The organism is Microvirga aerophila, from assembly GCF_003332305.1.
Classification (GTDB): Bacteria; Pseudomonadota; Alphaproteobacteria; order Rhizobiales; family Beijerinckiaceae; genus Microvirga; species Microvirga aerophila.
On sequence record NZ_QOIO01000028.1, the window covers coordinates 44,344 to 63,609 of the forward strand.

Below are 19,266 nucleotides of genomic sequence, written 5' to 3' on the forward strand. Positions count from 1 at the left end.
CCCTGCGGCCGAAGGCGGCTTGATCACGGCAATCCACCTTGCAGTCAGGCCAGTGCACCGACGCGAGGGAGAAGCCGTTGATGGTGAGTTCAAGCTGCGGTTTCGATCCTCGGGAACTGCGGTAGTAGCAATTGACAGAAGCTTGCGTGGTGAGACGCTCCGTTGAGTTCAGGTTCGTTCAATTCCGCAGGATGCCGAATGGTGCGCAAGAGGGTCTGCTAGGACGATCCCCCGAGGTGATGAGGGGGCCGATTGCTGGAACCTGTGGGCCAGCAGCACGGGCCACGAGAGATGAGCTGATTTTTATGTTTTGTTATATCGTATAATAGTTGATCGCGGGGCCATTAGACAGGCTGTCTGTTTCAGCACCCGTTTTGTGTGGGGTGGTCTGACAAACCCACATTCCTGACTTCGGGTGGGGTTAAGCATTTTGAATGCCAAGGCAGCAACCACAGCATCAGAAGATGAAGCTGCGGGGCTGGAGCTTGAGAAAGGGAACGCATGCTCTGCTCGGCTCAGGGGTGGGATAAGATAGAGGTATAACGCTCCTCCAGAGTTACCGGATGAAGTTCCCCGGGCGTACCCTTCACTGGCAGGGCATTGTTCTTGGGAAGGCTGCCATAACAGGTCGATGCGCCCGGACGAGACATGTCAGTTGGGCTGGGGCCTATGTCGATGAGATCGTCAGGTCTCTGAGCGTTGCACTTGAGCACACAGTCCCGCATGATCAGCCCCGTCAGATCGCCAGTCTGCGTCGCCATCGTGCGCGTGCAACCATCTTCAATGCCGCCAACGCGAGAAGTCGTTGAGCTTCGAGAGCAGCAGAGGCAGCAGAGTTTGATGTGTTACCCATCGGTGACGGGCATGCGCGCTTTTACGGCGTATAAGCCTCACGCACATCCATCACGACCACTGTGCTCCTGAGAAGGAGTGGGGTGGCATTCGGGGGCAGCCCAATGCATACACAGCACACGGACGAAGCCGAGCCGTCGGTGAGTGATATCTCCGGATGGCTCGCAGCGATTCGAGAGCGCCGGGCGACGATTGGCATCATCGGTCTGGGCTACGTGGGGCTCCCGCTGGCGCTGACCACCGCAAAGGCCGGGTTCAAGGTGCTGGGTTTCGACATCAACCTAACGTACGTCGATCAGCTCAACCGGGGCGAGAGCTACATCCAGCATATCTCATCGGATCACGTGGCCGAGGCCCTAGCGCGAAAGCGCCTTGAGGCGACAACGGATTTCGAGCGCTTGGATGAGCCCGATGCCATCCTGATCTGCGTGCCGACGCCTTTGACGAAGCACCGCGAGCCTGATCTCTCTTTTGTTGAGAGCTCCGCCCGGATGATTGCGCGACGCTTGCGCCCGGGGCAGTTGATCGTTCTTGAATCGACCACGTATCCTGGCACCACCGCGGAGGTTCTCAAGCCCATCTTCGAGGCCACTGGGCTGACGAGTGGAACAGACTTCTTCCTGGCGTTCTCGCCGGAGCGCGAGGATCCGGGCAACCCGGCGTTCAGCACCTCGACCATCCCGAAAGTGGTCGGCGGCGATGGTCCCGCGGCGCTGGCGCTGGCCGACGCCCTGTACAGCCAACTGGTCGTCCAAACCGTGCCGGTCTCCTCGGCGGCGACGGCCGAGGCGGTGAAGCTGACCGAGAATATTTTTCGGGCCGTGAATATCGCCCTCGTGAACGAGCTCAAGGTTGTCTATGCGGCCATGGGCATCGATGTCTGGGAGGTCATTGATGCTGCCAAGACTAAGCCCTTTGGCTTCATGCCGTTCTATCCGGGGCCGGGCCTCGGCGGGCACTGCATCCCGATTGACCCCTTCTATCTCACCTGGAAGGCGCGCGAATACGACATCACGACCCGGTTTATTGAGCTGGCGGGCGAGATCAACACCCGCATGCCCTACCACGTGGTCGACCGGCTGGCCGAAGCGGTTGATCAGACGGGCCGAGCCTTTTCAGGGTCCCGCATTCTGATTGTTGGCATTGCGTATAAAAAGAATGTTGGCGACATGCGGGAAAGCCCCTCGCTGAAGCTCATCGAGCTGATCGAGGCCCGCGGGGCCCAAGTGGATTATTTCGATCCATACATTCCGGTGATCCCAGTGACCCGTGAGCACGCGGGGCTGGCGGGGCGGTGTTCGGTGGACCTGAATGCGGCGACGCTTGCGGCCTATGATGCAGTGCTCGTGGCAACGGATCATGACACCGTTGATTATCGGCTCATCGCTGATCACGCCAGAGTCGTGGTCGACACACGCAACGTTTTCCAAAGGGCCGGCATTCACAGCGACCGGATCGCCAAGGCTTAAGCCTATCGGCGCGATCGGAGCAATCGGTCCTGCGTCGGAAACGATAAGCGGAGGCAGGAAGCTCTTGATCCATATTCACATGATAGGCGCGATCTGAACGTGTCTTGGAATCGCGGTTCTAGAGCATCGGACGGTTTGTCGGACCCGCTCGGATTCCACCTCTGCCCGGGGGAGAGGGGTAGGACGTCGTGGATCCGCCTTTTCGTCCGATGCTCTAGATCACAAAGAAATCCAACGCCCCGACATTGTCGGGGCTTCCAAGAAGCGTTGCAAACTGGATCTGCCCAGTGCCTCCTGCTCCGTCAGGATCAAAATACAAGGCGCCAGTGGTATCGTTGTAGATGATCCGGTCATCGTTATCGACGGCGGCCGCGCCGATACGGAAGGCGCTGTCCGTCAGTGCTCCGGCGGAGAGACCCGTGAACACACCATTGTCTAGCTGAATCGTGTCGAAGAGCACCTGGAACCTGACCGTATCGAAATTTCCTGCATCCAAGGCCGTACTGAAGATAAATGTGTCGAAGCCAAACCCGCCGCTGAGCATGTCGGCCCCGAGCCCGCCATTCAGGTGGTCGTTTCCGCGCTCCCCCGATAGGTGGTCGTCTCCTGCGCCGCCGTTCAGCCGGTCATTGCCGGATCCAGCGAGCAATCGATCATTGCCGGTGTTGCCACCCAGCCCATCGTCCCCAGAGCCGCCACGCAGAAGGTCATCGCCGGCCCCACCATTCGAAGTGTCATTGCCAGAGCCGCCGTTGAGCCGGTCATTACCGGGGCCGCCGCTCAATCGGTCATTGCCGGCGCCGCCGTTCAATTCATCATCACCTGTATTGCCATTCAGCCTGTCGTTGCCCGCATCGCCATCTAACCGATCATCGCCAGCATCGCCGAAAAGTTGATCATTGCCACCCAATCCTGGGAGGAAGTCATTATCCGCCGTTCCCTGGACGACATTGTCTTGGTCATCTGCAAGGGTAACCCACTGACCGCGGATCTCGCCTCCTGAGAAGGCTGTCGTGTGGACATTGAAGTAGAGGCTAACATCTGACCCGACCAGCGCTGAGCCGAGTTGATTTGCAAAGGTTGAGATTGACCCAGTGGCTGGGTCAGTTGTTTCCCACCGGCCACTGACCGTCCATGACCCATCGGCATTGGGGACAATCAGCAGATCGTCAGTATCATGAGGGGGGCTGATTTGGCCAAACACGACAGAGCCATTCATGCCCCTAGCTGCATTGTGGACGTGATGGCTCGTGACGTCGTCAGCCGTAGTGGCTGTTTGCCCAGACAGGCCGAGCGCTGGTCCAAAATCCAGGCCGGTGTAGCGGATGGAGTAGGTCGCCGCGACCGCAACTGGATCAAAAATGACAGTGCCTATGCCGCGCGCGGTGGAGCCGCTAGGTGGGACTTCTTGATCACCAGTGAGGGCAATGCGAAATGCTGTGGCCATGATCTTTCCTCCCGAACGTGCTATCAGCCTCGGAGTGAAGAGCTCATGTGACCAAGGGCCTGCTCAGATGACCCATTCTGCTCGGAGAACTTCAAGTCAGGCCTTTGATCCTCCTGGAGCTCGCGACGACTTTACGCCCAGTCAAAAGTCGCGCCTAGAGGCGCTTATCCTTATGTGCCTGAGCCCCATCCCACCGGTGTAGACCCTAGAGCATCGGACGGTTTGTCGGACCCGCTCGGATTCCACCTCTGCCCGGGGGAGAGGGGTGGGACGTCGTGGATCCGCCTTTTCGTCCGATGCTCTAATCAACTGTGCGAGGTAGCTTTGGCCCGACCTGGGATCGTGCCTGCAGTGTTTGTCACGATTGCGCCTGCTTGCATACTTGACGGCGCACCTTGGCTTTGATCCCAAGACGGGCAACCTCAGGATCACAGCCGTCTGCTACAGGCTGAAGGAGTCAGCCTGCCCATCATCAGCAGCAGGCTTCGAGACAAAGCCAGTGGCGGCTAGATAGGTTCGACCCGGTTGCGGGGTGAAAGGTGGCCCGGCGCCGACTCCGTAAGGGTCAGGCCGGGTCATGGCTTCAGGGCGCGCTGTGGAGGCATGGAGTTCATTCTGCCAGATTCAGCCTACCCTCGCCGTTCGTGCCTGATATGTGCTCCATGAGGACATCCAAGGCCTTCATTGCGGTGCGTTGCCGTGACAGGGCGCGGCGCTCATAGCGGGCAAACCGCTTGAGCTGCTCCCACTGGGAGGCACGCTGCCTGGCACGCTGTTTCCTCTCGGCCCGGCGCTGCTTGATCTGCTTGACCTCAGAGTCATAGGCGCACTCGGCCATAATCTGGGCAATCTCGGTCTCTTGCTGTTGCCGATGCGTTCCATCGAGGTACGCTCGCACGTACATGGCTTGCGTATACCTGACTTTGATCGGCCGAGCGGGCATGAGCTCCTCCTCCGAGGGTAGCTCATGGAAGTCAGGATCCGCCGAAATTTGGTGCAGCAACTCACGCCGCGCCTGGCGGACACGGCGACCGTCAACCGCCGCCTCCACCACGCGCACGGCGGCCTGAAGCATATCGGGGTGATCGGCCGCAGGTCCGGCCATCCTCCGAGCGAGATCGAGGATTTCCGGCGCCAGGTCCGGAAGCGCAGAGGCCGGGATTGCGAGGCCGTGCCGGCGGGCGTTGCGGCAAGACTGAGTCTTGCCCGCGGCTGAGCGTGGGCCGGTGCTGCGCTGCGCGTTGGCGCGGTTGGCGGCAGCTTTTCTGGATGATGACATCGATGGGTGGCCTCTTATCCCCTTGGAAACGAGCGGTCGCTCCGTGGGGTCGCCTCCATGATTTGCAGTCGCTGACGGGCGTAGCCTTCTCGACGGCGCTCGAGATTGCCGATCGTCTTATCGTGGCCCGCAATGTTGCTCTCGGCCATGCGGTCGAATTGCTCCAGCTTGTCGAGTTTGTCCGACAATGCCTTCGCGCGGATGGTGTCCCAGTCGAGCCCACGGTCCTTGAGAGCCTTCTCGACGGTGGCGGTTGCAGCCTTGTTCCCGGCCCACCATTGATCGACGGCGCGATCACTGAGTTGAAGCAGGCGCTTGACGGCGGTCTTCTGCGCCTCTGCGATGAAGCCGGCTTTGATGCGTTTGTAGAGCAGCGTATCCCAGATGCGATCGACGATCTCTTTGACCCAAAACGCTTCGATCGGATTCCTCGGCTCCAACGTTGCTGTCACTTGGGACAGGAGTTGGTCGTAGGCGGTGTCGTCCTCACCCAGAAGTCGGGGACCTCTGGCAAAAAGGGGCCCCAAATCCTGGGGATGAAACAGGGGGACCTCAGCGGGCCGCCACCCGATGCGCTCGTCATCGGAGGAGGCCGACAGTGTGCGGAAGCTTGGTTCGGTCGACATCGTGGCAGTAACTTTCCTGCGGTGCTTGCCCGACGACGTGTCGGGCATTCTGGTCACGAGGGGGCTTGGGCTGGCGGTTGCAGCTTGTGTGCTCCCGCGGGCCAGGTCCGGCGCCTCTCCATGTTGAGAGCAAGAATACCAACGGGGAGTTCCCTCCGCCGCTGTGGATTACGCATATTTTCAGCAGATTGAATGGCAGTCCGTTTGTGCGGGATGTCGGATTTCAGGCAGTCCACCTGTGACCGATACAGTCAATGATGAGCGCGTTCTGTCGATAACGCTGGCAGAAGTCGGTTCCTTGAAGATTCCCTGTGGCAGTTCATCAAGCCAACGGTTGAATATAAAGCTGGAGGTTGTTGGCTCGCGTGGGTTCGGAAACAACTGCGGACTGCGAATGAGGGCTATGGCAACAGAACGTGCGGCTCGGCTCTACATGCGGCACCGGAGAAGTTTTGGTGCTTACATAGCACTAAGCTGCCGCACGAAGCAGGACAGGCGTTCATGGCTGTAGGGCAGCTAGATTTCCACCAACTGGGCAATTCGTTCAAGTTGCGAGTCGACAGTCGCGCCTCCGGCTAATCGCGGGCGCAACCGTCGAGGCACCGGATTTGAACGCTTTACCAGTGCCTTGTCGATTGGCACAACGGTAGTTCCTGGCAGACGGCTGAGTGTTCAGCCTTCGCTTTGGCTTATGTGGATTGGGTCGCGCAAGCGAACACCAGGTCCGCCCCCATTCCCTGAGATGAACTGAACACCAGCCTCCTCTACGGCCCGAGACAGAGCTGCGAGCGTGGGACCATGAGCATTCATCGGGCCAGGCTTGGCTTCTAACCGTTTGATTGTCGGGAGCGATACACCAGACGCGGATGCTAGATCCTTCTGCTCCCAGCGTAATAAGGCGCGGGCAGCTCGGATCTGCTCACTGGTTAACATCGTAAACACCCCCAGGCACTATTTAATCCCTCAGGTATTGACAAAAGCAACAAAAATGATACTCTAGGTATTGTAGAACCTGAGGTAAACCATGTCCCACCATCACCAAACTACCTTGCCTACTACACGAGATCTTCACTGTCTCAGAGCTGTTGCGCAGCGTGGCAATCTTTTGTGGCTTATTCCTCTGCGATCGCCAAGTGCTCCGATGCAATCAAGGCTGCATAGGTTGGCTCCCGTGCAGACGAAACCAGCGTTGATGAGGGCTTCGTCGTTGCCCGAGCATGGAAGGGAAGAACTGCTGAGGCCTCCTTTCAAAGGCGGGGCACTGAAATGAGACGAGCCCCGCAAACCCGCTCTCGTAGAGGGCAAGCTGAACTCCAAGGCACTCAACCCAGCACAGCCCCCTTGACTGTAGCCTCCTTGGGCATGCGCGTGCGCTTGATCCGGGCTGACCAAGATCGGGACCGTCAGCTCGCGGACCTGATTGCCTCCTGTGAGACCTTGCGCGCGCAATGGGAACTCCTGTTTCGACGCATTATCGACTGTCTGGACGACGACGACCGAAAAGGCCGCGGCCGTAACGACTCATCGTCACAATCTAACTCATGACGGAGCCGTGCCATGTCAATTGTTGAGGTTGAGGATACAACGACGACAGTGCGCCGGAAACTTACTCCCCACCGTCGACTTCAGGTGTGGGAGAAGACAGGCGGCACGTGCGTGCTGTGTCAACGGAGGATCGACGGCCCCCGCGAGCGTTGGATTGCCGAGCATATTCGAGCGCTGGAACTCGGTGGCGCCGATGATCTGGACAATATGGGGCCCGCGCATGAGGAATGCGCTTTGGTCAAAACTCAAGACGATCACCGACGAGCGGCAAAGGCCAAACGTCAGAAGATCCAGTACATCGGGGCCGAGGCCCCCAAGAGGCCCCTGCCCTTTGGCAAGGGTAGCCCTTGGAAGCGGAAGATATCCGGCCAGATCATTCTGCGAAGAGGAGACAGATAGGCTTAAGCCTGCTCTGCGATGGTTGTAAGGTACTGGCCGTAGCTGCTTTTGGATAGCTCACGTGCTAACTGAAGCATCTGATCCCGGTCGATCCAACCCAAATTATACGCGATCTCCTCTGGGCACGCGATGCGGAAACCCTGGCGCTTTTCAAGAGCGCGCACGAACTCTGCTGCCTCGACGAGAGAGTCAGGGGTTCCTGTATCGAGCCAAGCGAAGCCACGGCCCATGCGCTGTACATTGAGCTGTCCGCGCTCCAGATAGGCGCGGTTAACGTCCGTGATCTCAAGCTCACCTCTCGCTGAAGGCTTGAGCCTCGCGGCAATGTCGACGACTTGGGCGTCATAGAAATAGAGGCCCGTCACTGCCCAATTCGACTTTGGTTTCGCGGGCTTCTCCTCAATTCGCATCGCACGTCCGCTTGGATCGAACTCGATGACGCCGTACCTCTCCGGATCGGTGACGTGGTAGGCAAAGACTGTTGCGCCGGTTTCCTGCCTGCGGGCAGCCTGCATGAGCTCCGGCAAACCATGACCGAAATAGACGTTGTCGCCGAGGATGAGTGCGGATCGTCCGCCCGCTACGAAATCAGCGCCGATCACGTAAGCCTGCGCCAACCCCTCCGGCTTCGGTTGTTGGGCATAAGACAACTGCAGCCCCCAGCGCTCTCCCGTGCCCAACAGCTGCTGGAACTTTGGGAGATCGTCCGGGGTCGAGATGATGAGGATATCGCGCACGCCGGCCAGCATCAGCGTGGTGAGCGGGTAGTAGATCATCGGCTTGTCGTAGATCGGCAGCAGCTGCTTCGATGTCACATAGGTCATCGGATGCAGCCGCGTGCCGGAGCCGCCCGCCAGAATAATGCCCTTCATAGGTGAGTCTCCTGAGGCCGAGCCTCATCGATGAGGCGCTTGACGCATGGTTTGAGAGAGGTTTGCCAGATTGGAAGCGCAACCCTGTGGATGTCGGCAAGCTTCGAGCAGTCAAGGCGCGAATTGGCTGGCCGCATGGCCGGTGTCGGATAGTCGGCTGTTCCGATAGGCCGCACCTGCGCGCTGGGACCACCCAGCCGGGCAGACTGCAGGAAGATCTCGGCTGCGAATTCCGCCCACGATGTGAAGCCCGATCCAGTCATGTGGAAGACGCCACGTAGGCTAGACTCGTCCGGTCGTGTGAGGAGATTGAGACCGACCGCGATAATGCCATCTGCGATGTCAAGAGCACTCGTCGGTGATCCGTGCTGATCGGAAACGACCGTGACGTTGTCTCGCTCGCGAGCCAGTCGAAGCATGGTTTTGACGAAATTCCGACCGAAGGGACTGTAGATCCAGGCAGTCCGAAGAATGATGTGGTTGGGAGTTTTCGATGCAACGGCCAACTCGCCCAGAAGCTTTGAGGAGCCATAAGCCCCAACTGGACTGGGCTCGTCGCTCTCGCGATATGGCCGGTCGGATGCTCCGTCGAAGACATAGTCTGTAGAGAGATGGATAATGGGCACCTTCATGGCGGCCGCCGCCCCGGCGACACTTCCCGCACCGATACCATTGATCGCATTTGCCAAATCGGGCTCGGCCTCCGCCTGATCTACGGCCGTGTAGGCCGCGGCATTTACGACGAGATCTCCTCCGGTTTCGACAATTATATCCTCGATGCCCGAAGGATTGGCTAGGTCGAGCTGAGGGCGACCTAAAAGAACCGCTTTCGCGCCTAAAACAGGAGCACGCTCGGCGAGGGCGCGAGCCACCTGACCTTCTCTACCGATGACAATGAAGCGCACGCGATTCCATCCTTAGGGAAAATAGGGCAGAAGCTCGGCAAGGAGTGGATTTCTCGTGTCTTTGTCGGACAAGATCGCCTGTTGAGCATCCACTGGCCACCTAATGCCAAGTGCCGGATCGTCCCAAGCAAGGCCGCGATCGTGTTCGGCCGAATACGGTGCTGTGACTTTGTAGTGCACCTCGGTGTTAGGCTCCAGCGTGCAGAAGCCGTGCGCAAACCCTCTGGGTATCAGAATCTGGCAGCTGTCATCACCAGATAGTTCGATCATAATATGTTGGCCAAAAGTGGAGGATGCCTGCCGCAGATCTAGAGCGATATCAATGATGCGGCCGTGCCCGACGCGGACAAGCTTGGCCTGCGCAAAGGGCGGGATCTGGAAGTGCAGTCCCCTCACGGTCCCGGCCTTTATGGAGTGTGAGAGATTATCCTGGACAAACTCACACTCTAGTCCCGCCGCAGCGAAAGCCTGCTGGTTATAGGTTTCCACAAAGTGCCCACGTAAATCCGTGAACTTTTTCGTGCGAATGATCTTCACGTCCGGTAGTGCGGTTGGCTCAACTTCAACCACGTCAGGCTCTCTCCTTGAACGAGATAGTGCGAAATTTCGATGAGATGCTAACAGAACAGATTACGCGACTATCGCTACACCTTGTCCAAGTCGCTCGCCCCGGTATCCGCCGGAGCGGACCCTCTCCCACCACTCGCGATTAGCCAAGTACCATTCCACAGTCTTGCGAAGACCAGATTCAAAGGTCTCGATTGGCCGCCAGCCGAGATCACGCTCTATCTTCGAAGCATCAATAGCGTAGCGCAAGTCATGACCGGGCCGATCCGTCACATAGGTGATCAGACGGCCGCGCGGGCCGAATGTCTTATCTGGCACCAACTCATCGACCAGTGCGCAGATGGTACGCACAACATCGATATTTTTGCGTTCGTTGTGGCCACCAATAGCATAGATTTCGCCCGGACGGCCATGCTCGGCCGCCAGGATCAGAGCCCGTGCGTGGTCATCAACATAAAGCCAATCACGAACATTTTCGCCCTTACCGTAGACAGGAAGAGGCTTGCCTTCGATAGCATTGAGGATCGTCAGCGGAATGAGTTTCTCGGGGAAATGGTAGGGCCCGTAATTGTTGGAGCAATTCGTGATGAGGGTTGGTAAGCCGTAGGTGTGGTGCCAAGCCCTCACGAAATGGTCGGACGCAGCCTTCGATGCCGAATAGGGTGAGCTTGGCTGGTAGGGATATTCTTCATGGAAGAAGCCGTCATCACCAAGAGACCCGAACACCTCGTCGGTCGAGATATGATGAAAGCGAAAAGCGGCTTGACGTTCGGATGAAAGGCCACGCCAGTAAGCTAGGGCGGCCTGAAGCAGGGCATAGGTGCCAACCACATTCGTCTGTAGGAACTCACCGGGCCCATCAATGGACCGATCAACATGGCTTTCTGCCGCTAGGTGCATGACGACGTCAGGGGAGTAAGCTTGAATGATCGAGCGCATCCGCTCGAAGTCAGCGACATCAGCACGCTCGAACCTGTAGCGCGTATTGTTAGCCGCGGGCTTCAGGGAATCCAGGTTGCCCGCATAGGTGAGCTTGTCGACGACCAGAACCTGATGGGACGTATTCCGCATAAGCATACGCACAACGGCCGAGCCGATAAACCCAGCGCCTCCGGTCACGAGAAATCGCTTCATGATGCCCCTGAACGTTTGTCAGTCGTAAAATGACCAAGAGATGCCCCCTTGGAAAATCGGCCGCTTATCACATGCTGTCGTCTTTTCTTCAATACATTGTCTCAAGAGGCACGTCAGATCCCACTCTATCCATCACTGACCGAGGCGGGCTATAAGCTTTAGCATCTACACAGCACCACTATTGAAAACCTGAGTAATACCGGCTCCCCGACGGCTGTGCCGCTTTAGCCATCCGAGCATCGCAGCTTTGGCAGCAAAGCTTGTGCCCCGACCATGGAAGCGTTTCCCGTGTTGACCACCCTGTCCAACCGCAGTTTGGAGGCTCAAATTTCGACTCTCGGGGCTGAGCTCGTCCGCCTCAGAGACGAGGGAGGGCGCGACCTGCTCTGGAGCGGCGATCCAGCACATTGGACGGGACGGTGCCGCTGCTTTTCCCGACTGTCGGCCGTCTCAAAGACGATCGGAGCCTTATTGATGGTTCAGAATTTAGTCTTAGGCGGCACAGGTTTGCGAGGACGTCGCAATTCGAGATCGTGGAAATAGGCCAGGAAAGTTGCTGCCTCAGACTTCGTTCGATCCGCTCCACACTGGATCAGTATCCATTTGAATTCGAACTTGATGTCTCTTACTGGATCAAGAGGCCAAAACTGGTGATCGAGGCAGCGGTCCTGAACGTTGGGAAGGATATCCTGCCTGCTTCCTTTGGCTTCCATCCGGCGTTCCGCTGGCCCCTGCCCTATGGTGCCTTGCGCGACGCACATCAAATCCGATTTGAGCGGCCCGAAACCGAAGCTTTGCCCACACTTGTCGACGGCCTTCTCGGTCCAAGGGTCCGCCCGACGCCTCTCAAGGACCGACTTATGACCCTACGGGACGAGCTGTTTGCCGAGGGAGCACTGATCTTCGACCGGCTTGAGAGCCGGTCGCTTGAGTAAGGCGTCCCGGACCGGCGCTCGATCAGGGTTACCTTCCCTGACATGCCGCATCTGGGGATCTGGACGAAGCCTGGAGCGGGCTTCGTCTGCATCGAGCCATGGCAAGGTTACGCTAGTCCCATTGAGTTCGACGGCCAATTGGGTGACAAGCCAGGGATTGTGCTCATTGGCCCAGGCGATGGACGGCGCTTCTCGATGGACATCAGTATCTCTCCATAACGCCGCTCAGTTCCGTCACCCTCTCCTCGCTGTTAAGGGCTCATGGTGGGGCCCATTTCGAGCTCAAAGCTTTGCGGCCTATTGGGTTACGCCCCTTTAGATAACTGAGAGTCCTGTCACGGCGCCTATCAGAGGATAAAGCCGCCTCTGTTGCGCGGAAGCGGACTGAGATATTGCTCCGATCGCCTTGGCGCCCAGATCGCACTTACTGTTACCGGCCGTAGATGTCTTCGACGCGGATGATGTCGTCCTCGCCCGTGTAGCTTCCCACCTGAACCTCGATCAGTTCGAGCGGGATGCGGCCCGGGTTTGTCAGGCGATGGATTGACCCGATGGGGATGTAGACCGACTCATTCTCGTGCAGCACTACGATGTCCTGGTTCACGGTCACCTCGGCGGTTCCGCGGACAACGACCCAGTGCTCAGCCCGATGATAATGTTTCTGCAAGGACAGGCGCCCACCGGGCTTGACCATGATTCGTTTGACCTGAAAGCGGGATCCCTGGTCAATCCGCTGATACCAGCCCCACGGACGATACATTCGAAGATGCTCGCTCGCCTCCGGGCGCTGCTTGGCCCGCAGGGATACCACAAGCTCCTTCACCAGTTCCGACCGACTGCGCGAGGTCACCAGCACTGCATCAGGCTTGGCCACGACGACAACGTCGTCCAGCCCCACTACGGTGGTGAGGATATCGTCACTGTGAACGAGGCTGTTCCGGGATTCGAGTACTTCCACATTACCGCGCAGGGCATTGCCGGCCTCATCACGGGGAGAGGCATCCCAAAGCGCCCCCCAGGAGCCGATGTCGGACCAATGGAACGAGACCGGCAAGACCCCCGCCCGATCAGTCTGCTCCATGACGGCATAGTCGATCGATGTCTTTGGCGCGAGCTTGAAGGCGTCCTCCTGCAGGCGGATGAAATCGAGATCGATGCTGGCGCGGTCAAGGGCGTCCCGAGCTGCCGCCAGGATCGTCGGCTGGAATTTCTCTAGCTCCTCCATCATGATGTCCGCTCGGAACAGGAAGTTGCCGCTATTCCAGAGGAAGCCCTGGCTGATGTACTCGTGCGCAGTTTCTGCATTGGGCTTTTCCACGAAGCGCTCGACTCGATAAGCGTCGGTGCCTTTGATGGGACTTCCCGGCTTGATGTAGCCGTAGCTGGTCGCGGGATATTGCGGCACGACTCCAAGGGTCATGATTTGACCCCGGCGGGCAGGTTCGATCGCGGCCTGACAGGCGGCTGCGAAAGCCGCTGGATCGTCGATCACGTGATCCGCCGCAATGACGAGGACGACTGTCTCGGGATGGTGGCCGGCGGCATGGCAAGCCGCAACGGCGATCGCAGCAGCGGAATCCCGTTGAACCGGCTCAAGAATGATGTCAGCCTTGACGCCGATCTGCTCCAACTGTTCCGCAACGATGAAGCGGACGTCATTGCTGGAGATGATCGCGGGGCGCTGGAACACATGCGGCGCGCTGACGCGCTGCACCGCGGTTTGGAAGGTGGAGTGCTCCCCCAAGAGGTCGATGAACTGCTTGGGCATGCTGTCTCGCGACGCTGGCCACAGCCGCGTGCCGGAACCGCCGCACATGATCACAGGTAGAATTTGATTGGCGCCCTCGCTCATCGTCGATCCTTTTTTGTCTGTCGGGCGTCCTAAACACCCACTGGGCTGGCGTCAACAGAGGAGCTACGGTATTGCGAGCTGGAGACGCGTGCCGGCCGTCGTCCAGACGGCCGCATTTCTCGTGCAGATATTTTCAGGAATCAAAGAAAGGACGTCGGATCCGTACGTTGGGTGATAGGCTCCACTTGCTATACCATGTTGGTGGCCGAAACCACTCCCAAGGGTTTAGACAAGATCTGACGCTCGGCCAGAACCAATCGGTCTCAATATAGATGCATGACAAAAGTGGGCATGAGCCTCCCCAGAGCTACCGTCAAAGACGGCGAAAAGTTGTTCTCCTTTACTGGGGGCGCCGCGGGGGCGGATCCGAGTTCACCCTGTCGTTGGCTCAGCATTTGCGCCAATCGAGTCAGGAAATCGATGTCGTTCTTTCTCTGGCCCGCCAGAACAATGACATCGAAGGCTTTCGAGCGGCAGGTTTTCCGATTGTGACCTTCGATCGCCCCAGTCTATCGACGCTCTGGAAACAGGCTTGGTCACTTCCAGGCGAATTGAGAGCACACGCAGATACACTGGCATCCGCGAAGCTGGATGCCGTCATCATCACGATGAACGCACCTTTTGCATGGCCATTCGTAAATGTCCTGCAAAGACGTGGCATCAAAGTCTTCTATGTCGCTCACGATGCCGAACCTCATCCCGGTGACTACGCGGTGCTTTGGCAGCGCGTGACTCAGGACCGCCTCATCAAGCGGGCCAATGGGGTCGTAGCCTTGTCGAACAGCGTCGCTAGGCGAATTGACAAGCGCATCCCTGAATCGAGCCGCAAGTTATCGGTGATTCCGCTCGAGACAGCCTATCCGACCAAGCGGCTTCAGCTTCCATACGAAGCCGGCCCCGTTCGGCTTCTCTTCTACGGACGCCTGCTTCCGTACAAGGGCTTGGATCTGCTCGCGAGAGCCTTGGAGGGACTGCGAGCTCGGCCAGGATGGCGTCTTACTATCGCGGGCTCGGGGCCACTCGAGGTTGCGATTAGGCGCTCCTTTGCGGCATGGGAGCAGGTCGACCTGGAACTTGGCTGGATCTCGGATCGGCGCGAGAAGGAACTCCTTTCAAGTCACCACCTGCTGCTTTGCCCCTATGTTGAAGCCAGCCAATCAGGCGTCGTCGCGCAAGCGATGTCCTGGGCCATGCCGAGCCTCGTCATGCCGGCTGGGTCGCTCCCGGAGCAGATTGGGTTCGGACGAGCCGGCTTGGTCGCTCTGACGAAGGATGCCGACGGCTTCCGCCGCTGCCTGCAATCCGTGCTCGAGCGACCGGAGTCTCTCACCGAGCTTTCCCGAACGACGGCCGAATGGCTCGCCGAGCGTCAGGCAAGTCGGGCTTGGACTGAGCTCATAGAGCCTTGCCACACCTCATATGGCGAGAGCTCCGCTTAAGCGCAGCTGCATCGCGTCGCTGCAAGACATATTGTAGAATCGGAACTAAGCAGCTTCTCCGGGCACTGGCCGGGCGATGAGTTCCTCTCCGGACGGCAGATTCTCGCGCATTGATGGCGTTCACAACTGGCCTAATAACTGGTCAGGCCTGTTCCATGAGGATCTCGTCCAGACTGCCGGCGGCAACAATCTGGCCTTCGCGCAAGAGGATGCCCTTGTTGCAGTAACGCTGGAGCATCTTTGGGTCATGGGAGGCTAGGACGAAGATTCGAGAATTCTCCATGACCTGCTCGATCCTCAGCCTTGCCTTGTTAGCAAAGTCCGCATCTCCGACACTGATCATCTCGTCTAGAAGCAGAATATCTGGTTGAACTGCGGTTGAAACGGCAAAGGCGAGACGGAGTGCCATCCCGCTGGAATAGGTGCGCATGGGCAGATCCACAAATCCGCCAAGCTCCGAAAATTCCTCGATCGATGGCGTGAGGTCACTGATCTCGCGGAATGTCATGCCAAGAAAAACGCCTCGCAACACGATGTTCTCACGTCCTGTGAGTTCCGGATCCATCCCCATGGTCATATCCAACAGGGATGAGACCTTGCCGTGGATCTCAGCCACGCCACGGCTCGGCTCGTAAGCGCCGGCCAGAACTCTCAGAAGAGTCGATTTCCCGGCGCCATTATGGCCGACGAGTGCCAACCGATCGCCTGGTCTGAGTTCAAGGTTGATCCCGCGCAATGCTTCAACGGTCACAATCTCACCGTCTTGACCACCAATGCGCCCGCCCACTCGGTGCAAGACGTTGGCCCTCAGCGACCGGCCACGGGAATTGTAAATCGGAAAATCGACCGTGACGTTACGTAATGATATGGAGGCCATAAGGACGATCCTAGAGCCAATAAACGATACGCTGCCTGAAGCGCACGAAAAGCGGCAATGCGACTGCGCAAAGGATTATAATTGTCAAGATTGCAGAGGCATAGGTGGTAAAATCAGGCAACCGACCGAGCAATGGTTCAGAGACGACGCGAAGAAAGGCGGCAAACGGGTTTAGGTTGACCCAGTAGCGCATAGGCTCGTCGAGCAGTTCCACCTGCCAAGTGACGGGCGACACGAAGAAGGCGACCTGAGTAAAATTCTGGATGATCTGCGGCAGGTCGCGGAAGCGGGTGCTAAGGATTGCACAGACGAGACCTCCCAGAAACCCGGCAACGGCAATAAGCACGAGACCGAATAGGGCAGCAAACCACGTCCAAGAGGGAGCGACCCCGAATACTAGGAAAATGAACGGAAGGACTACGAGGTTATGAGCGAATGAGACCCCGTTCCTGACCAGGACCCGCAAGATGAATGTCGTTTTTGGCAACGCCTGCTGACGCAGGAACCCCTCAGCCTGGGTGAAAGCGCTAGTGCTGTCATTCACGATGCCGGCGATCAAGACCCACACGACATAGGTCGTTGCAAGATACGGAAGATAATCCTTGATCGGCTGCTTGAAGAGCGTGGAGTAAACGACACCGATGGCGACAACGAAGATCGCGATGCTCAACGTGATCCAGAACTGCCCGATGCGGGAGCGGCGGTAGCGTTGTCTGATATCGCCAATTCCAAGGAGCCACCAAACGCGCCAGCTCCGAATGCCCTGCAGGAGGTCGAGCCAAGCCCGTCGCGCCGGGCCGCCGGAGGACAGCGTCGGTTGCATGTCGATGGGAACAGACATCGCGTTTTCAATCGTGTCCATATCTCGGTAGTCTCCCCGCAGGCCAATAACGGTAGCTCACTGCTTCAAGGTCGCAATGACCGCGCATCTGCCCGGCCGGCTTCAAGGTTGGCTCAAAGCCCCCGGCGGCCACCGGGACTTCCAGCCTGCTTCACAATACGGTGTTACCTGATCCCGAACGCTGCGCGAGCGCGATCCTATGGGATCAGGCGACGGATACAAAGGCTACAGAATTGCTTCTGTAGCCTTTGGCACCCCTTGCCGTCAGCGTTCGGTCCCGACATCATCCGTCCCCTGTCAGGACGTGATGCAAAACGACGACGTGACCTACTGCCCAGCGATTGCGCTGCGAAGCTCATCGACGACCCGGGCAACGTCGCTATCGCTCAGGCCAGGATAGCTGGGAAGGCTGATGCCTCGCGCTGCGATATCCTCCGAAACGGGGAAATGCTCATTTTTCGCGTACATCGGCATCTGATGCGCGCAAAAGAAGACTGGCCGCGTCTCGACTCCGGCGCTTGACATCCGAGCCATGACGGCATCCCGGTCGACGCCGTGCGGGAGCAGGAGGCTGACCAACCAGTCGGAACTCGTCACGCCAGGCCTGAGCGTCTGAAATTCCAGTGACATGTCGGCCGTCAGCTCGCGATACAACGCGCCGATCGCTCGCTTGCGAGCCAGAATGGCATCGAGCCGCTCGATCTGGGCCAGCCCGATGGCGGCGCAGATGTTGGTCATCCGGTAGTTATATCCAAGCTCGATGTGCCAGTAGCGCCGCGTCGGCGACTGGCCCTGCCCCTTGACGATCTTCAGCCGAGCGGCCAAGGCAGGGTCATGAGCCGTGACCATCCCGCCTTCGCCGGTGGTCACGGTCTTGTTCCCGAAGAAGCTGAACGTGCCGATATCCCCGAAGGTCCCGACGTGCTGCCCGTTAAGGGTGGAGCCCAGCGCCTCAGCGCAGTCCTCTACAACCTTTAGGTTGCGCTCGTGCGCGAGCGCCATGAGCGCATCCATGTCGCAGACTGCGCCGTACAGGTGAACCGGAACGATTGCCTTCGTACGCGGGGTGATCTTGCGGGCCACGTCCTCAACATCAATTAGCCAGTCGTCGGAACGGCATTCGACGAAAATCGGGGTAGCGCCTGTCTGGGCGATGGTGTTCACTGACGAGATATAGGTGAAGGTCGGAACAATCACCTCGTCGCCGGGACCGATGTCCAGGCAGTGGTAGGCAAGGTGCAGAGCAACGGTCCCGTTCGAGACTGAATGAGCATGCTTGGCGCCGGTTTCCCGCTCGAAAGCCCTTTCGAAACGGTCGATGAATCCTCCGAGCGAAGAGATCCAGGATGTTTCCAAGCACTCGTTGACGTATTTCTTTTCGTTCCCCGACAGATCAGGCTGATAAACGGGAAGAACGGAAAGCGGTGCAGTCAGTTTATCTGTTTTTGTCACTTCTCAGCCCCTCCGGTTTCCCTCAAAGAGTGCAAACATCTCATCCCCCAGGCGAGATGAAAGAGGATCATCCCAAGCCAAACCCATTTCAGCTACTGTAGCGCCTATTGTCCACCCCGCATTCCTGAGGGGGGCACGGCGCAGCGCTTCATCTAGCACTTCGAGAAGGGCGTCAACATACTTCTCGACGCAGCCCTCCCTAGTGGGCTGGGCCATCGCCGCGGCATCCAGCCCGGAGCGCTCTGAGCCGGCCGGCGGATCAGCCTGGACCTTCTCAAACTCGAAGGGGATCGCTGCAACGGGTCCCGCGCACATACGGCGGACGGCATAAAGGTCCCGATGGTCGTGCACGACGGCGCCGGTCGAAAGGGATATTTGAAGGGAAGCCCGTCCGATTCTGTCTGTATCGACTGCCGGGTTGCCCGGGGCGACGGCTTTTGAACCATGGCCCTCACCCCCCACGTTATGAAATATAGTAACAGATTGAAACCTTCGGACAATTTCGATAGCGCGTCGCTGATCCGTCGCGTCGTCAGCCACATTGACGACGCACAGATCAAAGTGGGACGCAAGGAAGTCCGCGGCGAAATCGCTGGGTGGATAGACCGCGAGCGCAACGTCAAGGGCTGGGAGCTTTTCCGTAGGTCCCGCCTCAGTGCGGAGCACTTCAACTGTGACCCCCCGGCGCCTCAGCTCCTCGCAAACCCTGAGACTGTAGCGCGAGATCGCTGAACGTTCATGGAAGGGGCTGGCCCAGCCGATCCTCATGGCTGCC

At 58.5% G+C, this 19,266-nt stretch carries 17 protein-coding genes; 4 read left to right on the forward strand and 13 right to left on the reverse strand.

What is annotated here, in order from left to right; translation table 11 throughout:
* Positions 1-956 precede the first annotated feature (956 nt).
* Entirely contained in the window at positions 957-2,321 is a 1,365-nt protein-coding gene (locus DRB19_RS16330) for a nucleotide sugar dehydrogenase (RefSeq protein ID WP_114187093.1), read from the forward strand.
* 214 nt (positions 2,322-2,535) lie between these two features.
* On the opposite strand, the gene DRB19_RS16335 is transcribed toward DRB19_RS16330, so the two are convergent.
* The 4 genes from DRB19_RS16335 to DRB19_RS31150 form a co-directional block, all read right to left on the reverse strand.
* Positions 2,536-3,768: a CHRD domain-containing protein gene (locus tag DRB19_RS16335; RefSeq protein WP_114187094.1), complete on the reverse strand. Its 1,233-nt coding sequence runs from the start codon at positions 3,766-3,768 to the stop codon at positions 2,536-2,538.
* Between the two features lie 610 nt (positions 3,769-4,378).
* A complete protein-coding gene (locus DRB19_RS30010) occupies positions 4,379-5,047 on the reverse strand; it encodes a hypothetical protein (protein WP_147021753.1) in 669 nt (222 codons plus the stop codon).
* 14 nt (positions 5,048-5,061) lie between these two features.
* Positions 5,062-5,673: a hypothetical protein gene (locus DRB19_RS16350; protein ID WP_114187097.1), complete on the reverse strand. Its 612-nt coding sequence runs from the start codon at positions 5,671-5,673 to the stop codon at positions 5,062-5,064.
* A 672-nt stretch (positions 5,674-6,345) separates the two neighbouring features.
* Positions 6,346-6,606: a helix-turn-helix domain-containing protein gene (locus tag DRB19_RS31150; RefSeq protein ID WP_114187098.1), complete on the reverse strand. Its 261-nt coding sequence runs from the start codon at positions 6,604-6,606 to the stop codon at positions 6,346-6,348.
* Between the two features lie 624 nt (positions 6,607-7,230).
* Between DRB19_RS31150 and DRB19_RS31870 the strand changes: the two genes are divergently transcribed.
* Positions 7,231-7,617: an HNH endonuclease signature motif containing protein gene (locus tag DRB19_RS31870; protein ID WP_114187099.1), complete on the forward strand. Its 387-nt coding sequence runs from the start codon at positions 7,231-7,233 to the stop codon at positions 7,615-7,617.
* A 2-nt stretch (positions 7,618-7,619) separates the two neighbouring features.
* Here the strand turns inward: DRB19_RS31870 and rfbA are convergent, their stop codons facing one another.
* Genes rfbA through rfbB form a run of 4 tightly spaced genes read right to left on the reverse strand, consistent with a single transcriptional unit; the run spans position 7,620 to position 11,095 of the window.
* Positions 7,620-8,489 carry a glucose-1-phosphate thymidylyltransferase RfbA gene (gene rfbA, locus DRB19_RS16365; RefSeq protein ID WP_114187100.1) on the reverse strand — a complete coding sequence of 290 codons (870 nt, stop codon included), beginning with the start codon at positions 8,487-8,489 and terminating at the stop codon, positions 7,620-7,622.
* The gene (gene rfbD / locus DRB19_RS16370) at positions 8,486-9,394 is read right to left on the reverse strand and encodes a dTDP-4-dehydrorhamnose reductase (protein WP_114187101.1); all 909 of its coding nucleotides are present in this window, start codon (positions 9,392-9,394) and stop codon (positions 8,486-8,488) included. The genes rfbA and rfbD overlap by 4 nt, the downstream gene beginning before the upstream one ends.
* Positions 9,395-9,406: 12 nt before the next feature.
* Positions 9,407-9,964 carry a dTDP-4-dehydrorhamnose 3,5-epimerase gene (rfbC, locus tag DRB19_RS16375; protein ID WP_114187102.1) on the reverse strand — a complete coding sequence of 186 codons (558 nt, stop codon included), beginning with the start codon at positions 9,962-9,964 and terminating at the stop codon, positions 9,407-9,409.
* 60 nt (positions 9,965-10,024) lie between these two features.
* The gene (gene rfbB / locus DRB19_RS16380) at positions 10,025-11,095 is read right to left on the reverse strand and encodes a dTDP-glucose 4,6-dehydratase (protein ID WP_114187103.1); all 1,071 of its coding nucleotides are present in this window, start codon (positions 11,093-11,095) and stop codon (positions 10,025-10,027) included.
* A gap of 419 nt (positions 11,096-11,514) precedes the next feature.
* On the opposite strand from rfbB, the gene DRB19_RS31155 reads away from it, so the two are divergent.
* Entirely contained in the window at positions 11,515-12,030 is a 516-nt protein-coding gene (locus DRB19_RS31155; protein WP_308494287.1) for an aldose epimerase family protein, read from the forward strand.
* A gap of 430 nt (positions 12,031-12,460) precedes the next feature.
* On the opposite strand, the gene DRB19_RS16390 is transcribed toward DRB19_RS31155, so the two are convergent.
* Positions 12,461-13,882 carry a mannose-1-phosphate guanylyltransferase/mannose-6-phosphate isomerase gene (locus DRB19_RS16390; protein WP_114187104.1) on the reverse strand — a complete coding sequence of 474 codons (1,422 nt, stop codon included), beginning with the start codon at positions 13,880-13,882 and terminating at the stop codon, positions 12,461-12,463.
* A 272-nt stretch (positions 13,883-14,154) separates the two neighbouring features.
* Here DRB19_RS16390 and DRB19_RS16395 point away from each other — a divergent pair, with 272 nt between their 5' ends.
* Complete coding sequence (locus DRB19_RS16395; protein WP_114187105.1) at positions 14,155-15,321, forward strand: glycosyltransferase family 4 protein; 1,167 nt, start codon at positions 14,155-14,157, stop codon at positions 15,319-15,321.
* A gap of 142 nt (positions 15,322-15,463) precedes the next feature.
* On the opposite strand, the gene DRB19_RS16400 is transcribed toward DRB19_RS16395, so the two are convergent.
* The 4 genes from DRB19_RS16400 to DRB19_RS16415 form a co-directional block, all read right to left on the reverse strand.
* Entirely contained in the window at positions 15,464-16,108 is a 645-nt protein-coding gene (locus DRB19_RS16400) for an ABC transporter ATP-binding protein (RefSeq protein WP_276330614.1), read from the reverse strand.
* 100 nt (positions 16,109-16,208) lie between these two features.
* Entirely contained in the window at positions 16,209-17,060 is an 852-nt protein-coding gene (locus tag DRB19_RS16405) for an ABC transporter permease (RefSeq protein WP_114187107.1), read from the reverse strand.
* Positions 17,061-17,366: 306 nt separating this feature from the next.
* Positions 17,367-18,491 (reverse strand): DegT/DnrJ/EryC1/StrS family aminotransferase, encoded by a 1,125-nt coding sequence (locus DRB19_RS16410; RefSeq protein ID WP_245439573.1) that lies wholly within the window; start codon positions 18,489-18,491, stop codon positions 17,367-17,369.
* A 3-nt stretch (positions 18,492-18,494) separates the two neighbouring features.
* The gene (locus tag DRB19_RS16415) at positions 18,495-19,259 is read right to left on the reverse strand and encodes a hypothetical protein (RefSeq protein WP_114187108.1); all 765 of its coding nucleotides are present in this window, start codon (positions 19,257-19,259) and stop codon (positions 18,495-18,497) included.
* Between the last annotated feature and the right edge of the window lie 7 nt (positions 19,260-19,266).

Bases quoted from the DNA above. Each gene is read 5' to 3' on its own strand.
- DRB19_RS16330 (WP_114187093.1), top strand. From the start codon at position 957: ATGCATACACAGCACACGGACGAAGCCGAGCCGTCGGTGAGTGATATC.
- DRB19_RS16335 (WP_114187094.1), bottom strand. From the start codon at position 3,768: ATGGCCACAGCATTTCGCATTGCCCTCACTGGTGATCAAGAAGTCCCA.
- DRB19_RS30010 (WP_147021753.1), bottom strand. From the start codon at position 5,047: ATGTCATCATCCAGAAAAGCTGCCGCCAACCGCGCCAACGCGCAGCGC.
- DRB19_RS16350 (WP_114187097.1), bottom strand. From the start codon at position 5,673: ATGTCGACCGAACCAAGCTTCCGCACACTGTCGGCCTCCTCCGATGAC.
- DRB19_RS31150 (WP_114187098.1), bottom strand. From the start codon at position 6,606: ATGTTAACCAGTGAGCAGATCCGAGCTGCCCGCGCCTTATTACGCTGG.
- DRB19_RS31870 (WP_114187099.1), top strand. From the start codon at position 7,231: ATGTCAATTGTTGAGGTTGAGGATACAACGACGACAGTGCGCCGGAAA.
- rfbA (WP_114187100.1), bottom strand. From the start codon at position 8,489: ATGAAGGGCATTATTCTGGCGGGCGGCTCCGGCACGCGGCTGCATCCG.
- rfbB (WP_114187103.1), bottom strand. From the start codon at position 11,095: ATGAAGCGATTTCTCGTGACCGGAGGCGCTGGGTTTATCGGCTCGGCC.
- DRB19_RS16390 (WP_114187104.1), bottom strand. From the start codon at position 13,882: ATGAGCGAGGGCGCCAATCAAATTCTACCTGTGATCATGTGCGGCGGT.
- DRB19_RS16395 (WP_114187105.1), top strand. From the start codon at position 14,155: ATGCATGACAAAAGTGGGCATGAGCCTCCCCAGAGCTACCGTCAAAGA.
- DRB19_RS16405 (WP_114187107.1), bottom strand. From the start codon at position 17,060: ATGGACACGATTGAAAACGCGATGTCTGTTCCCATCGACATGCAACCG.
- DRB19_RS16415 (WP_114187108.1), bottom strand. From the start codon at position 19,259: ATGAGGATCGGCTGGGCCAGCCCCTTCCATGAACGTTCAGCGATCTCG.